The organism is Mesorhizobium sp. CO1-1-8 (assembly GCF_020164875.1).
Classification (GTDB): Bacteria; Pseudomonadota; Alphaproteobacteria; order Rhizobiales; family Rhizobiaceae; genus Mesorhizobium.
On sequence record NZ_JAIUGZ010000014.1, the window covers coordinates 107051 to 122832 of the forward strand.

The following is a 15782-nucleotide window of genomic DNA, read 5'->3' on the forward strand; positions in this document are numbered from 1 at the left end:
GAGAAACCCTTTGAGCAAGCTGAAGATCGCCATCGTCGGTGCCGGCTACATGGGCCTCCTGCATGCGCAGGTGGTTGCCGCCAGCCCTGTCGCGGAACTGTCAGCATTCGTTGATCCGAATGCTGCCACGGGAAGCAAGGCCGCGTCCGATTTCGGCGTCCGGCATTTCACCGATGCCGCCGCCGCGCTGACCGCCAATGCCGCCGACGCCTTCATAGTGGCGGCACCCGACACGCTGCATGAAGACGTTTGCCGCACGCTGCTCGATGCCGGCAAGCCGGTGCTGCTCGAAAAACCGATGGCTCATGATCTTTCCGCCGCCAAGGCGATCGCGAAAGCAGCTGAAAGAAGCGGCGCACGCCTGTTGGTCGGCCACATCCTGCGGTTCGACCCGCGCTATTGCGAGGCCGCGGCAGCGGTGAAATCCGGGCGGATCGGTGAGCCGATCCACGGCAGCAGCGGCCGTTTCACCAATCGCGAAGTCGGTCTTCGCATGAACGGAAACTCGAGCGTCTGCTTCTACCTCGGCGTGCACGACGTGGATGCGCTGCAATGGATCTCGGGTTCGGACATCACCGCCGTCTACTCCCGGCCCGTCGCCAAGCTCATGCCTTCGCTCGGGGTTCGCTCCGAAGATGCGATCTTCTCCACCGTCGAGCTGGCGAACGGAATGAGCGGACAGCTCTACTTCGGCTGGACACTGCCACCGACCGTTCCGACCGGCATCTGGGCACGCACAGAAATCATCGGCACCGAAGGCATGATCGACCTCGACGTGCGCGACCACGGGCTACGCATCCTGTCGCGTGGACAGTGGTCGCAACCCGACGCCCTGCACTGGCCGACCGTCAATGGTCGTATCACCGGGGATCTCTTCGAGGAAGTCCACCATTTCATAACGGCGGTTCGCGACGACACCCCCTTCGTGATGCCGCTCGGCGACGCCCTGCGCGCCGTCGCCGTCAATGACGCAATCCTGCGCAGCGTCAAATCAGGTTTGCGCGAACCGGTCGAAGATTGGCACATCCGATGAGAGAACCCTCATGACCCGCCAACAGAACATCTGGTGCAGGCGCTTTCTCGATCTCTCGCCGTTGATCCTGCTGGTCATCCTGCTGGCGATCTTCGCGCTCATCGACGCCCGCATCGTTTCAACCGCCAGCCTCATCAACATCGTCGCCCAGGCGACCCCGATCGCCATACTGGCGCTTGGCGCCCTGATCGTTCTGCTGACGGCAGGCATCGACCTGTCCGCCGGCGTCGGCGTCGCCTTCTGTGCCGTCTTCATCGCCAGCCTGATCGACGGCGGCGCCGGTCTGCCGCTTGCCCTGCTTGTCGGCTTTGCCGTGATGGTGGTGATCGGCCTCGCGAACGGCGCCGTTATCGCACTGTTGAAGATACCGCCCTTCGTGACAACACTGGCCACAATGGTCGCGCTGCAAGGCGCAACGCTTGCTGTTGCCTCCAAAGGCGTCCTGATGCTGAAGGATCCGACGCTTCGCGCGGTCGGTATCGAGCGCAGCTTCGGCATTCCCAATGTCATCTTCGCAACGCTCCTGATCGTTGCCGTAGCAGCAATCCTGATGCGGCACAGCCGTTTCGGGCTGCGTACCTATGCGCTCGGGTCGGATGCCGGAGCCGCGGAACTTGCCGGCATCCCGGTGACGAAACACACGATCCTCGTCTATTGCGCCTCCAGTATCTTCGTCTTCCTGACGGCTGTGATCATGATCAGCCGGGTGCCGGTCGTGACGCCCAATATCGGCGGTACCTCGCTGCTTCTGGACGCGATCGCCGCTGCCGTGCTTGGCGGCACCAGTATTTTCGGCGGACGGGGAACGGTGTGGGGCGCGGTCGTCGGAGCCCTGATCGTCAGCCTGCTGACGACGGCGCTTCGGGTGTTCGGCACTGACCCGTCCAGCCTCGAACTCTACAAGGGGGCAATCATCATGGTCGCTCTCCTGGCCGATTCCGGCATGACCTACGTCAAGGCCCGGCTTGTGGAGGCAGCACGATGAGCGAGCCAGTTCCGGCCTTGCCGATCCCGCCCAGGTCCAGCTTTGCGTTGATGACCTCGCCGGATACGGAAAGACACGCGGCAGCCGGCGTGCACAAACCCGTCGTCATTCTGCCGCTCGGCGCCGTCGAGCAACATGGCCCCCATCTGCCGCTCGGCGTCGATTGCTGGCTTGCGGAAGCGGTTGCTCTCGCCGCGGCGGAAGGACAGGCCTCCATCCGTGTTGCCGAACCTTTCGCCTATGGTTCGTCCGAGCATCATCGCTCCTTCTCCGGCACGATGAGCCTCAGCCCACAGACCTTCATCGCCGTTCTCGTCGATCTCTGCAGCTGCCTTGCCGAAGACGGCTATTTACCGGTCATGCTGAACGGCCACGGCGGAAACCGCGCCGCCATCCAGGTGGCGATCACCACCCTTGGCCAGCGCGGCATCGTCACGGCGGGGTTCTCGTATTTCGATCTCATCGCCGACGTGGCGGCGCAGGCCCTGCCCGATGCCGCCAGGGGCACCGGTCACGCTTGCGCGCTTGAAACCTCGTTGATGATGCATGTGCTTGGCGACAGCGTTCGCCGCGATCTCATCCCGCCAGGCGGCACCCCGCCATCCTGGCCGGATCCTCACCTTTACGCCGCGCCGGCTGTCACCGTCTGGCGCCGTTTCGAAGCCATCCGCGACAACGGCGTCATCGGTACGCCGTCGGAGGCGAGCGCGGAGGCCGGCAGCAGACTTTTCATCGCAGCCGTGGAGCGCAGCCGCGCCGCCATTTTGAACATCCAATCCGAATTCGGCCAAAGGAACGCATGATGACAGTCCATTTCAAATCTTCTCTCGAAGGCCCCAACCTGCGCGGCATGGCGATCGTCTCGGAGCCGGAGGCGGCCGCCCGCATCGGCATCAACCGCATCGGCGGTGAGTGGATCGCGGGCAGTTCCGGCAAGTTCCTGAAAATCGACAGTCCTTCGACGGGCGAGCATCTCGGCTATCTCTCCCTTTCCACCCGCGCCGATGTCGGCCGCGCGGTGAAAGCAGCCGAAGGCGCACGCGAGGCCATGCGCAAGATGGGAACCTTCGCGCGCGCTCAGCTATGCATGCGCATTGCCGACGCGATCGACAGGCGCGCCGAGGAGCTTGCGCGCCTGCTCTGCCTGGAACAGGGCAAGCCCTTCCACAGCGAGGCAAAGGCCGAAGCGTCGGCAGCAGCTCTCGGGTTCCGCAATGCAGCAGAGCAGATGAAGTGGCTGGAGACGGCGGCGTTTCCGCTTGCCGATGCCAACAAGCGCGCCTTCAGCTTCCTGCAGCCGAAGGGCGTCTTTGCCATCATCACACCCTGGAATTTCCCGCTCGCCCTGCCCTGTCTCTATTATCTCGGACCGGCCGTCGCAACGGGCAACACCGTCGTCTGGGTGCCCGCGCCGACGACATCGCTGATTGCAACGGCACTCGTCGAATGCTTCATCGAGGCGGGACTGCCGGATGGCGTCATCAATCTCGTTCTGGGTGACGGTGCGGAGGTAGGCGACGAGGCGGTCGTTCATCCGGGCACCCATGCCATCGGCTTCACCGGCAGTTCCGCCACCGGCGCGACGATCGCCCGGCGTGGCGCGGGCAAGCCACTTCTGCTCGAAATGGGCGGCAACGGTCCGACCATCGTCCTGGCCGATGCCGATATCGACATGGCTGCCGCCCAGGTGGGAGCCGGCTGCTTTGCCAATGCCGGGCAGATCTGTACGGCCACCGAACGCGTGCTGGTGCACAAATCCATCCACGACCGTTTCATCGAAGGTCTCGTGAAAGCGGCTTCGAAGGTGAAAATGGGCGACCCTTTCGATCCGGCGACGACGATGGGTCCGATCAACAATGCGGTGGCCGTCGACAAGGTGCTCAGCCACATCGCGGACGCCCGTGCCCGTGGGGCCGATATCGTCACCGGCGGCAATGTGGCGTCGGGTTTTGCCACCAATCTCTATTTCGAGCCGTCGATCGTCACAGGACTGACCCGGGAAAGCCTGCTCAATGTCGAGGAATCCTTCGGGCCAATTGCACCCGTGCTGACCTTCGAGACCGACGAGGAGGCGATGGAACTTGCGGCGTCCAGCCCCTACGGACTGTCGGCCGCGGTCTTCACGAGCACCATCAAGAACGCCTTTGCCTTTGCTGAAAGCCTGAAGGTCGGCATCGTCAACATCAACGAGATGAGCTGCTATTGGGAGCCGCACATCCCTGCCGGCGGCGCCGCCGGTACGCAGAGCGGCCTCGGTCGCACCGGGGGTCGGCACACGCTGATGGAAATGTGCGACCTGAAGACGATTACCGTGGATGTCACTCGCTGACATTCAAGGCCCGCGCCCAGAGCCGGATAATTTCAGGTCGATACGACCTGAAATTATCCGGCTCTAACTCAAAGACATAGAGCATGATGCCGTCCGAAAACCGCTTCACACTTTTCGGCATCATGCTCTTGTGCGCGGGCCTCCCCGCGCGACCGTATGCCGTTCGGCAGCGACCTGTCAGATGGACCGGCGCAGGCTGTCAGCCATTTTCTCGCCAATCATGATCGAGGTGAGATTGGTGTTTGCCTGGCAATCGAGTGGCATGATCGATGCATCGATAACTCGCAGTCCTTCCAAACCGTAGACCCGGCATTCCGGATCGACCACGGCCTCGCCGGGCCGGCCCATGCAACAGCCGCCGATCCCATGCTGCGCATCGGAAGACTGCGCCAGCAGGAAATTGTCGACCTCTTCGTCACTTGCCGTTTCGAGCCATGACAAAGGCAGATTGGAATCCCCCAGCAGCACGCGCTCGGCGATCGCCTGGATCGGCGTCTGCCGGGCAATCTCGCCGAGGTGGCGATAGGCGATACGCATGCGCTGAAGGTCCATTGGATCGTCCAGCATGTTCTCTTCTACGATCGGCTGGTCGAAGGGATTGGCGGAACGCAGTTGCACGGTGCCGCGGCTTTTGGCCTCCATCAGGATCAGATTGACCATGGCCTCGCCGAATTGGGCGCTGTCGGATTCCACGCCGATACCGCCATGGTTCATGGCGACGTACAGAATGTCGTCGCGCTCGGCACCCGGCACGCCGGAACTCATCCGCACACAGCAGTTGGTATGCCGCGTGTCGACATCGGTCGCCTTGAATTCCGGCTTCAGCTTCAGTTCGATGCGGCAATAAGGATGGTCGAAGAAACCTTCGCCGACTGGCAGGTCGGCAAGCACCTCGATGTCCTTTCGATTCAAGAGAGCCGCCGGACCGATGCCCGAGCGCTGCAGGATGGCCGGAGAGTGGATGGCGCCGGCCGAGACGATAACCAGCGGCGCCTCGAATTTGCGAACCTGACCGGCCACGATGGCCAAAACGCCGATCGCTTTCTTGCCATCGAAAAGCACCTTGTCCACCGTCGCCTGGCCGATGATGGTGAGGTTGGGCCGGTCGCGGGCAGCTTCCAGATAGCCGTCATTGACTGACACGCGCCTGCCGGCTCGACTGTTGATGGGATAGGTGCAAGCCCCTTCGGCATCCGGAGCATTGAGATCGTCATGCCAGGGATGGCCAAGAGCCATCGCGCTTTGGCGCATGGCCTTGTCGACGCTTCCCCAGCTTTCGACAGGCGCGCGGTAGATCGGAATCGGCCCATCGCTGCCGTGAAAATTGGCCGCGATCGGGTCGTCTTCCAGGCGGCAGAAGAAGGGCAGCACGTCGGCTCCCGACCAGCCCTTGCATCCGATTTCCTCCCAGCGGTCGAAGGCGTGGAGCACGCCGCGAATGGCAATCTGCCCATTGACGGCCGTCGAACCGCCAAGCCCTTTGCCGCGCCAGTAGACCCGGTGTTCCTGCCGCTTGGTGCGGCGAGCCATCAGGTCGGGATACATGTATTGTTGCTGAAAATGATCGGGAAGCAGCAGGTTGAAGGGATTTGGACTCGCCATCTCGGCAGGTTGCTCGCCGCTCCGGTAGTCCGGCCCCGCTTCCAGCAAAAGCACGTTCGTGGCCGCATCTTCGGTGAGCCGGGCGGCAAGAACAGCCCCGGCTGCGCCGGCTCCCACAACGATGACATCAAAGGGCATGCCGCACTCCCTGGATCCGACCAATGCACGGCTTACTCGACCGCGACATCATGTTGTTTCATTGCGCACGACCATCTGCCGGCATTCAGGCTCGGCGACGGGTCCCGGAACCGGCCACCTTAGCCGCCGTTGCACGACTGCAAGATCATCATGATTTGTTTTATATGTAAATATGATTTTGTATATGAACCCATCGGAAGTGTTTCTTTGCTCCATATGGCGCGACGAAACCCGATGCTCTTCGCCCCCTGCCTGCGGCTCTCACACCGTCATCGCCATCGCCTTTTGATATCGATCGGCTCTCGACAAAAGCAGTGTTTGAAGTGCTGCCCTTTCACGTCGCCCCCAGGGAACAACTGCTTCCATGGAAAGTTAGTCCATGGCTACACCGCCGGTGAGCTTTCACGATAATCCAAGGGAGACAAATCATGGCGACTGCAAAAAGAGCGACGACAAAGGGACTGGAGGCTTTGTTCCTCGATGGGCTGAAGGATATCTACTACGCCGAAAAGAAGATACTCAAAGCCTTGCCGAAGATGGCAAAGGGCGCCGAATCCGAGGAGGTGGCCGCAGCCTTTGAGAAACATCGCATGGAAACCGAAGGCCAGGTCGATCGGCTCGAGCAAGTGTTCGAACTTATGGATAAACCGGCCCGCGGCAAGACCTGTCCGGCGATCGACGGCATTCTTGAGGAAGGGTCGGAAATCCTCGACGAATACAAGGGTGACCCAGCGCTGGATGCAGGGCTGGTCGGCGCGGCACAGGCCGTCGAACATTATGAAATCGCGCGCTATGGCACGTTGGTCGCGTGGGCTGAACAGCTTGGCAAGAGCGACGTGGTCAAGCTCCTCAACGAGACATTGAAAGAGGAGGTCGCGACGGACGAAGCGCTTTCCGGGTTGGGCGAAGGCGGCGTCAATGAGCGCGCCCTGGAGCAAGCTGCCTGACTGGACGTCCTGACCGGGCGCAGCCCCGGCGCCAAGCCGCCGGGCGACTTTAGCGACGTGGCGTCGTCGATACCCCCTTTGCAATCAGACCCACCCCGAAACTTCGGGGTGGGTCTGCTGAAATCACCCGCGATCAGCGGTTTTTGTGGCTTTGTTCGCCAGCTTTCACGTGCTGTTCGTGGGTTCCACCACGCATGCCGGATCCATCGCCCTGCTGCCAGTTGCTTGCTGTTGAAATCCCGGCCGGCATAACGGCCGGATGCATCGCTCGCAACCTCGCGCCGCACAAACAGTCCCGGCGGCGTTATCGAGGTGCACCCCGATAACGCCGCCGGTAGACGCCAGGCTTTGGGAACACGCTGACCTGGCCGGGAGGCTGGAGGCCAACGAAAAGCCAGACGTTCCGTGGCCGGCCATTTTAGGCCGGCAGGGCGCCGGACTTCTTAGCCGTCCAGGTGGCGATGTAGTCCATCAGGCCCGGGTTGAGGCAGTCATAGGGCTCCAGGCCGATCATCCTCAGCCTGCCCCGAATGCCGTCCATGCGGCTCGGATCGACGCCCGATTCTATGATCGACGAGACAAAGGCGGTGAAGCCCGGCGGCGACCAGCCGTCTTCCTCGAAGCGCTCGGGGTGGATGAAGGATAGGCCCTTGAACGGATGGTCGCGCTCGACCGGTCCGTGCATGTGGACGCCGCATTGGGTGCAGGCATGACGCTGGATCAGCGCTGAGGGGTCGACCACTTTCAGCTTGTCGCCGTTCTCAGTGACGGTGACATCGCCGGTGCCGGCAACCGCCACCACCGAGAATACCGCGCCTTCAGGCTTCCAGCATTTGGTGCAGCCGCAGGCGTGGTTGTGGGCGATCTGGCCCTTGACCTTCACCTTCACCGGCTTGCTGGTGCAGGCGCAGACCAGCGTGCCGCCGGCAAAGCTCGCGCTTTCCCTGGGCAGCCCATTGTCGATTTTCGGATGCAGTTTCTCCGCCATTCTTACTTCCTCCCATGTTTTCACCACAGAGGTCGCCGGCCGGTTGGCTGGCGGCGTGTGGCTGTCTTTTAGTAAACCACGACGCTTCTGATCGATTTACCCTCATGCATGAGATCGAAACCCTTGTTGATGTCCTCGAGCTTCAGCGTATGGGTGATCATAGGGTCGATCTGGATCTTGCCGTCCATGTACCAGTCGACGATCTTCGGCACGTCGGTGCGGCCGCGCGCGCCACCGAACGCGGTCCCCATCCAGGTGCGGCCGGTGACCAGCTGGAACGGCCGCGTCGAGATCTCCTGGCCGGCACCCGCGACGCCGATGACGACCGACTTGCCCCAGCCGCGATGCGAGGCTTCGAGCGCCTGACGCATCACCTTGGTGCTGCCGGTGCAGTCGAATGTGTAGTCGGCGCCACCGATCTGGTCGGCGCCGCGCTTGGTCATGTTGACGAGGTGCGGGACGATGTCGCCGTCGATCTCCTTCGGATTGACGAAATGCGTCATGCCGAACCGCTCGCCCCACTCCTTCTTGTCGTTGTTCAAATCGACGCCGATGATCATGTCGGCGCCGGCAAGTTTCAGGCCCTGAATGACATTGAGGCCGATGCCACCGAGGCCGAAGACGGCCGCGGTGGCGCCGATCTCGACCTTGGCGGTGTTGATCACAGCACCGATGCCGGTGGTGACGCCGCAGCCGATGTAGCAGATCTTGTCAAAGGGCGCGTCGGGGTTGACCTTGGCAAGTGCTATCTCGGGCAGCACGGTGAAGTTGGAGAAAGTCGAGCAGCCCATGTAGTGAAAGATCTTGTCCTTGCCGATCGAGAAGCGCGATGAACCATCGGGCATCAGGCCTTGGCCCTGGGTGGCGCGGATGGCCGTGCACAGATTGGTCTTTCTGGACAGGCAGGAAGGGCACTGGCGGCATTCGGGCGTGTAGAGCGGGATGACATGGTCGCCCTTCTTGAGCGAGGTGACACCCTTGCCGATATCGACGACGACGCCGGCGCCCTCATGGCCCAGAATCGCCGGAAACAGACCTTCGGGATCGGCGCCCGACAGCGTGAATTCGTCGGTGTGGCAGATGCCCGTCGCCTTGATCTCGACCAGAACTTCCCCCTCACGCGGCCCGTCGAGGTCGACCTCCATGATCTCCAGCGGCTTTCCGGCGGCGACTGCGACAGCGGCGCGGGTTTTCATTCTTTCTACTCCCCAAAATTTCGTTTGCGAGACGTGGCCTCGCTTGTGATTGAAACTGACTAGGCCGCGACCTTGGCCGGTCCTGCCGGGAACACGCCCGACATGACAGTGAAGCCCTTGATGCGCTTGACCCGATCGCACCAGCGCCGGATGGCCGGATAGTCCTGGCGGGGTATTCCGCCCTCCTCCGACAGGATGATGTAGGGAAAGCAGGCGATGTCGGCGATGGTCGGGTGGCTGGAAGAACAGATCCAGTCGCGGCCTTGCTGTTCGCCGAACCACAGATGCTCGTCGAAAATGCGAAACAGCCGGTGCGCGCCCGCACGTGCCGCATCGACATCGAAATCGTAGAACAGCGCGTCGTGCAGGCGAGCCGCCGACGAGGTTGCGGTGATGCCGTCGGCGAACGCCAGCCACTGGCTGACCTCGCCGAGTAGGGCTGGATTGTCCCTGGGATACCAAGTGCCCGACGGATCGAATTTCGACGCGAGGTAGACCAGGATCGCCTGGGCATCGCGCAGGATCAGCCCGCCATCGTCGATGACCGGCAGCTGCCCAAGCGGATTGAGCTTCAGGAACCATTCCGATTTGTGTTCGCGGCCGGGATAGAAGTCGATGGGCACGGTTTTGTAGTCGACGCCGAGGAAACTCATCAGCAAGCGCAACTTGTAGCAATTGCCCGACAGTTCGTAATCGTAAAGCGTGATCATCGGCAGCTCCTATATGTCCAGCACGAGGCGTGCCGATTTGGCGCGCGACACACAGGTCATGATCCTGGTCCCGGCCTTTCTCTCGGCATCGTTCAGGTAGACGTCCTGGTGGTCCGGCTCCCCTTCGATCACAGTCGCCATGCAGGTGCCGCAGGCGCCTTGCTCGCACGACGATGGCACGTCGATACCGTTCTCGCGCATGACCTGCATGATCGTCTTGCCCGCGGGCACCTTCAGCGTGACGCACGAACGCGCCAGCGCGACTTCGAAGCTGGAACTGTCGTCGATCTTGTTGGTGTTCTTGAAATACTCGAAATGCACGGCGGCATCCGGCCAGCCCTGCTCTGCCGCGGTCCTTCGGGCAGCTTCCAGCATCGGGCCGGGGCCGCAGATATAGACATGCATGCCGTTCTGGTATGGGGAAAGCAGCTGGCGCAATTTGGCGCCTGTCTGCTCCGGTGTCAGGCCGAGGTGCGGCACGAGCGAACCACCGAGGCGCTGCAGGCGATCGGAGAAGGCGAGATGCTCTTTTCCTTGAGCGAAATAGTGAAGTTCGTGCGTCAGCTCCTGGTTCTTCAGGGCCTGTGCCATGGCCAGCAGCGGCGTGATGCCAATGCCGCCGGCGATGAACAGCGTCTTGATCGCGTCGCGGCGCAGCGGGAAGTTGTTGCGCGGCTCCGAAATCGCCAGCACGTCGCCCTCACGCACGGTCTCGTGCATGCATTTCGAACCGCCCTTCGAATCCCTTTCCAGCTTCACGCCGATGACAAAGCAGTCGGTTTCTCCCGGCCCGTTGGTAATCGAATATTGCCGGATCTCGCCGTTGGGCATGTGGATATCGATATGAGCGCCTGGCTGGAAGGTCGGCAGGAGGCCCTTGATCGGGCGAAGCTCAAATCCGGCTATGCCGTCGGCCGCTTGCCATTTCCTCGCCACCGTGACACGCAGTGCGGCCTTGCGGCCATGCGTCATCAATTCCGGCATCTCCGCGAGTTCAGCTGACACCTTTTCGTAGATCGGCTCGATCGGCGCAGGCGCCGATTCGCTCGCAGCCTCCACCTCCGCCTGGTCGCGCAGCTTCGACAGAAGCTCATTGTGATGGCGCAAGATGGCGATCCGCTCAGCCCCATCGGCGTCTTGATCCAGCACGCCACGAATGACCGAACGGTTGGAATCGACCGGCTGGACGAAGAAGACGCCCTGTGTCCTCGCGCTGCCGTCCACTGAGCGCAGCGTCACGGCGAAATCTTGCACGGCTTCAACCTGGATCTCGGCGCTGTCACCGTCGATCCTGGCGCTGGGCTGGAAACGATAGGCCTTCAGTCTCTCGATGACCTTGCCGGCCGGCGCGTTGACGGGGAGGCCACGCAGCACGAGCAACTTGCCCTCCGGCAAGCCGGAGACGTCCGGAACCTCGCCTCGTGGCTCTTCGGACGACCAGACAAGGCCATAGCGTTCCACGGCTGGAAAGGTGCGGTTGGTGATGGTGCGGGCCGGCGCGTCGGCCGGATGGGCCGGAATATAGGTGCAGCCGGCGGTGCGGTTGGAATAGCGCCACCCATGGTACTGGCACTTCAGCTCGCGACCATCATTGATGCCGATCGACAGCCTGACGCCACGATGCAGGCAACGGTTTTCCCAGATGTTGACGTAACCGTCATCGGCGCGCCAGACGGCAAACTCCCGGCCGAGCAACTGGCCATGGAAGACGTGACGGTACGGCAAATCATAGGCAGCGGCGATCGGATGCCACTTGTTCCTGGCTTCTTCCAACATTCATCGTCTCCAAAAATCTTGTCAGGCCGCTACTGGAATGACGCCGTAAGTGACGCCCTTCTGGCTGAGCCAGCGCCGGTAGGCGATAGCCGACTTGTCGGCCCGTATAGGTGTTTCCGCGCGAGGATCGAGCGGGAGACGCTTCGGCACCTGGTTCTCAAGGATCGGCTTGTCCTGGCCGAAGATGGTCTGCTGAAATCGCTTGATTACCTTATCTTCATTGTCCTCGTCGAGCACACACAGCAGCATGTGAGCCCGCACGTGCTCCTGGTCGACCGGTTGCAGAAAGACGGCGATGACATCGCGCCGCGTTTCATCGAGGGGGCTCGATTTATAGAGCACCGAGCAATAGGGATGCGGCACGCGATAGACATAGTCCACATCCGCGCCGCCGTCCGAGGTGGTCGAAGCCATCGGCTGGAAGAAACGGCAGCGCGTCGCCAGGATCTCGTCGCGGTCGGCGGAAATCTCGACATCATATTCCTTGACCTCGGTGTGCGGTTCGACGCCGAGAATGTCGGTATGGACGTATGGAAAATGGCCCATGTCGAGAAAGTTCTCGATGGCGCGCGGCGCTGAAACATTCACGCCGAAAGTCGCGGCGTTGAGCTTGCGTCGATCCGCTTCCGCGTATTCCGGGATCGGAAACAGATCCTCGGGCGGCGACCCGAGCGAGGTCCAGACATAGCCATAAGCGCTCTTTGCCGGCAGCCTTTCATCGATGTCGACGACCGGCGCCCGGTCTCCCGGCCGCAAACCCGGCTGCGACCGCCACACGACGGGTTCGCCCTTCTCGCTGACGGCAAAACTGACACGCTCCTCAAGCAACACCGTCTCCTCGACGGCGAACGGAGACGTCTCGGCAATCGCGCCGATCGGATGCCAGAGATTCAGGATTACCGTATCCGTGCATTTTGCCATCGTTCTATCCTTCACTGCGTCGGGACCGTCGTTGCCGAAATCAGGATTGCGCCGGTATGGCGCCGTAGGTGACAGCCCGGTCGCGCAGCCAACGCCGGTAGTAGACCGAGACGGCGTCGGCTCGGATCGGCGTTTCAGCACGCGGGTCGAGCGGCAGGCGCTTGGGCACCTGGTTCTCCAGGATCGGTTTGTCCTGGCCGAAGATCAACTGCATGAAGCTGCGCACGGTCGCCGCCTCCATGCCCTCCTTGAGATAACAAAGATAAGGATGGGCGATGCAATTTTCCTCGTCGACCGGCTGCACGAACAAGGTGATCACGTCGAGGCGCTCCTTCTGGATCGGGTTGCTCTTGTAGAGCGCCACCGTATAGGGCCGTATGACCTTGTAGATGTAGTCGACGACAAACCCGTGCCTGGCGGTCGGCGAAGCCACAGGCTGATAGAATTTGCATTCCGTCGCCAGAACCTCGCCCTTGTCAGTGATTTCCACCTTGTAGGGCGCCACCTCGGTATGCGGCTCCTCGCCGAGCCAGCCAGTGTGGATGAAGGGGAAATGCCCCATGTCCAGGAAATTCTCGACGGCGCGCAGACCGGACACCTTGACCGCTATGGAGCCGCCACTGACCAGATGACGATCCGCCTCGTTGGCCTCCGGAATATAGATGATGTCGCGCCAGGGTGTATCGAGGCACGCCCAGACGAAGCCGTATCGCTCGGCGCTCTTGAGCGTCGCTCCGGTATCCGTTCGTACAACCTCTATCTTGCGAAAATCCCTGCAATCGATGGCAAGATCGACCCCGAGCAAGCGGGTCGGGAACGGTGTATCGCCGGCCAGTGCCGCGCGGTCGGCAACGATATGCCAGTCGTTCAAAAGCTCGCGGTCATTGCAACGGGTTGCCATCGGCATCCCCTCTCACTCGGCTAGCCCTTCACCATGAACCTAGCTCAGCGTTTCGAAATCAAAGAACCACAAGATTGGATATCAATCAATAAGTTTTTGCGTGGCAAATTACGATTTTTTGTTGACAGATTGCAATGATTGCATTCCCATATATGGAATTCTGAATTCGAGATATGTTGCAGCCCGAGGGCATGTGTTCGATATGGACGATATCACAATCATGTCTTGCAAACGGCGGAGAGCCATGTCGTGAGCGGTCGCTCCCAAACGATCGCGGAAACACTGACGCGCGCGATCATTGATCATCGGCTCGTACCAGGCTGCAAACTCGGCGAACGCGAACTTGCCGAGATATTCGACGTCAGCCGCATCGTTGTGCGACAGGCGCTGATCCGCCTCGCCGATGACGGCCTGGCCCAGATCGAGCGTAACCGCGGCGCCTTCGTCGCCCGGCCCAGCATGCAGGAAGCGCTGGAGATCTACGACGCGCTGACCCTGGTCGAACAGGGCGTAGCAGCTCAGTTGAGCGACCGCCTCGGCCCTGCCGGCTGGGCCGAACTGCGCCACCATGTCGAACGCCAGCGCCAGGCTGTCGCTGCTGGCAACGATGCGCTGGCCGACGTGCTCGGTCAGGAATTCCATACCGTCTTCGTGCGTCTCAGCCGCAACAAGGTGATGCAGGAAATCCACGCGCAGCTTGTGCGCCGCACGACGCTGCTGCGGTCGCTCATTACCGCCGATTTCGACTATTGCAACCTGCTCGACGATCACTCGCGGGTCGTCGATCTCCTGGAAAAGGGCCGCCTGAAACAGGCCATGGACCTGATAGACACCCATCATCGCGCGGTGGTGCGCGGCTACATCATGGATCGCGAAGTGTTTCCGGAGATGACGCCAGCCGAAGCGCTGGCGCCTTATCTCGACGACAAGACCGACGGCGCAACCGTGCCGGTTGCGCCAAGGAAATCAGCCAACACATCAGGGAATGGCGGTAGCGCGGCGCACGTGCACGTCCATCTCCCCAAAATAGACCGGGCACCGACAAGCCGGGCATCAACAAAAAAAACCAACAGAGGGTTACCATCATGAACGATCTGACAAGACGCAATTTCCTCAAACACAGCGGCGCGCTCGGCGCTGCGTTCGGCACCGGAGGACTGACAACGATCGCGCGCGCCCAGGAGGTGCTGAAGATCGGCGCCGTCTATGTCTCGCCGGTCGCCGAGATCGGCTGGACCAAGCAGCACAGCCTCGGCGTCGAGGCCATCAAGGCCGAGTTCGGCGACAAGGTCGAGCTTACCGTCATCGACAACATCTTCATGCCGCAGGATGCGGAGCGCATTTTTCGCGAACTGGCCAGCGCCGGCAACAAGCTGATCTTCGGCACCAGCTTCTCGCACGGCACACCGATGCAGAAAGTGGCGCCGCGGTACCCCAAGGTTGCTTTCGAACATTGCTCCGGCATCGTCCACCTCGCCAATCTCGGCACCTTCGAAGCCAAATATTACGAAGGAACGTTCGTCGCTGGCGCGGCCGGCGGCCACATGTCGAAATCGGGCAAGATCGGCTTTATCGGCGGCTTTCCGATCCCGGATATCGTCGGCCCGGCCAACGCGCTGCTGCTCGGTGCGCAAAGCGTCAACCCGAACGCCACCTGTAACGCCATCTTCCTGAATTCCTGGTTCGATCCAGGCAAGGAGAAGGAGGCCGCCAAGACGCTGCTCTCTCAAGGCTGCGACGTCATCTGCTCGATGACCGACACTGCAACCGGCGTCCAGGTCGCCGGCGAAGGCGGCGCCTGGTCGATCGGCTATGCCAGCGACATGGCGAAGTTCGGCTCCGGCAAGCAGCTGACTTCGTTCGTCCTCGACTGGACCAGCGATTATGTCGGCGCAGCCAAGGCTGTCGCTGCCGGCACCTGGAAGCCGGAAGTACGTTGGGACGGGCTGGCGGGCGGAGTGGTCAAGATGGCGCCCTACAATGAAGGCATTCCCGCCGATTCCCGGGCCAAGCTGAAACAGCTTGAGGCCGACATCGGCAGCGGCAAGGTTCACCCCTATGCCGGCGAATTGAAGGACCAGGACGGCAACGTCAAGGTCGCCGCCGGTTCTGTTCTGGCCGATGACGACATCCGCGGTATGAACTGGTTCGTGAAGGGCATGATCGGCAAGCTGAGCTGATCGTCCATCAAAGATCCGCCGGCGCCGAAGCCCAGATGCTTCGGCGACAGCCGGCTTGCGCCTCGTCCAACCTCGC

The 15782-nt window shown here is 61.7% G+C and carries 14 protein-coding genes; 7 read left to right on the forward strand and 7 right to left on the reverse strand.

Annotated elements, in window-relative coordinates; genetic code table 11:
- Positions 1-10 precede the first annotated feature (10 nt).
- Genes LB558_RS24880 through LB558_RS24895 form a run of 4 tightly spaced genes read left to right on the forward strand, consistent with a single transcriptional unit; the run spans position 11 to position 4347 of the window.
- Entirely contained in the window at positions 11-1033 is a 1023-nt protein-coding gene (locus LB558_RS24880) for a Gfo/Idh/MocA family protein (RefSeq protein ID WP_224699974.1), read from the forward strand.
- Between the two features lie 10 nt (positions 1034-1043).
- Positions 1044-2018 carry an ABC transporter permease gene (locus LB558_RS24885; protein ID WP_224699975.1) on the forward strand — a complete coding sequence of 325 codons (975 nt, stop codon included), beginning with the start codon at positions 1044-1046 and terminating at the stop codon, positions 2016-2018.
- Positions 2015-2821 (forward strand): creatininase family protein, encoded by an 807-nt coding sequence (locus tag LB558_RS24890; protein ID WP_224699976.1) that lies wholly within the window; start codon positions 2015-2017, stop codon positions 2819-2821. Before LB558_RS24885 ends, LB558_RS24890 begins: the two co-directional genes overlap by 4 nt.
- Entirely contained in the window at positions 2821-4347 is a 1527-nt protein-coding gene (locus LB558_RS24895; protein ID WP_224699977.1) for an aldehyde dehydrogenase family protein, read from the forward strand. The genes LB558_RS24890 and LB558_RS24895 overlap by 1 nt, the downstream gene beginning before the upstream one ends.
- Positions 4348-4524: 177 nt before the next feature.
- Here the strand turns inward: LB558_RS24895 and LB558_RS24900 are convergent, their stop codons facing one another.
- Positions 4525-6087, reverse strand: a complete 1563-nt coding sequence (locus LB558_RS24900) for a GMC family oxidoreductase (RefSeq protein WP_224699978.1) — start codon at positions 6085-6087, stop codon at positions 4525-4527.
- A 428-nt stretch (positions 6088-6515) separates the two neighbouring features.
- Here LB558_RS24900 and LB558_RS24905 point away from each other — a divergent pair, with 428 nt between their 5' ends.
- Positions 6516-7034 (forward strand): ferritin-like domain-containing protein, encoded by a 519-nt coding sequence (locus LB558_RS24905; RefSeq protein ID WP_013530428.1) that lies wholly within the window; start codon positions 6516-6518, stop codon positions 7032-7034.
- Between the two features lie 418 nt (positions 7035-7452).
- On the opposite strand, the gene gfa is transcribed toward LB558_RS24905, so the two are convergent.
- From gfa to LB558_RS24935, 6 genes are all read right to left on the reverse strand, one after another.
- A complete protein-coding gene (gene gfa / locus LB558_RS24910) occupies positions 7453-8022 on the reverse strand; it encodes an S-(hydroxymethyl)glutathione synthase (RefSeq protein ID WP_224699979.1) in 570 nt (189 codons plus the stop codon).
- A 68-nt stretch (positions 8023-8090) separates the two neighbouring features.
- Positions 8091-9218, reverse strand: a complete 1128-nt coding sequence (locus LB558_RS24915) for an S-(hydroxymethyl)glutathione dehydrogenase/class III alcohol dehydrogenase (protein ID WP_224699980.1) — start codon at positions 9216-9218, stop codon at positions 8091-8093.
- A 59-nt stretch (positions 9219-9277) separates the two neighbouring features.
- Positions 9278-9928, reverse strand: a complete 651-nt coding sequence (locus LB558_RS24920) for a glutathione S-transferase family protein (protein ID WP_224699981.1) — start codon at positions 9926-9928, stop codon at positions 9278-9280.
- A gap of 9 nt (positions 9929-9937) precedes the next feature.
- Positions 9938-11704: a 2Fe-2S iron-sulfur cluster-binding protein gene (locus tag LB558_RS24925; protein ID WP_224699982.1), complete on the reverse strand. Its 1767-nt coding sequence runs from the start codon at positions 11702-11704 to the stop codon at positions 9938-9940.
- Between the two features lie 21 nt (positions 11705-11725).
- Entirely contained in the window at positions 11726-12625 is a 900-nt protein-coding gene (locus LB558_RS24930) for an aromatic ring-hydroxylating oxygenase subunit alpha (protein ID WP_224699983.1), read from the reverse strand.
- A 40-nt stretch (positions 12626-12665) separates the two neighbouring features.
- Positions 12666-13526, reverse strand: coding sequence for an aromatic ring-hydroxylating oxygenase subunit alpha (locus LB558_RS24935; protein ID WP_224699984.1), 861 nt, complete (start codon positions 13524-13526; stop codon positions 12666-12668).
- Positions 13527-13775: 249 nt separating this feature from the next.
- Between LB558_RS24935 and LB558_RS24940 the strand changes: the two genes are divergently transcribed.
- On the forward strand, positions 13776-14615 hold the full coding sequence (locus LB558_RS24940; protein WP_224699985.1) for a GntR family transcriptional regulator: 840 nt from the start codon (positions 13776-13778) through the stop codon (positions 14613-14615).
- The gene (locus LB558_RS24945) at positions 14612-15706 is read left to right on the forward strand and encodes a BMP family ABC transporter substrate-binding protein (RefSeq protein WP_224699986.1); all 1095 of its coding nucleotides are present in this window, start codon (positions 14612-14614) and stop codon (positions 15704-15706) included. The genes LB558_RS24940 and LB558_RS24945 overlap by 4 nt, the downstream gene beginning before the upstream one ends.
- Positions 15707-15782 lie beyond the last annotated feature (76 nt).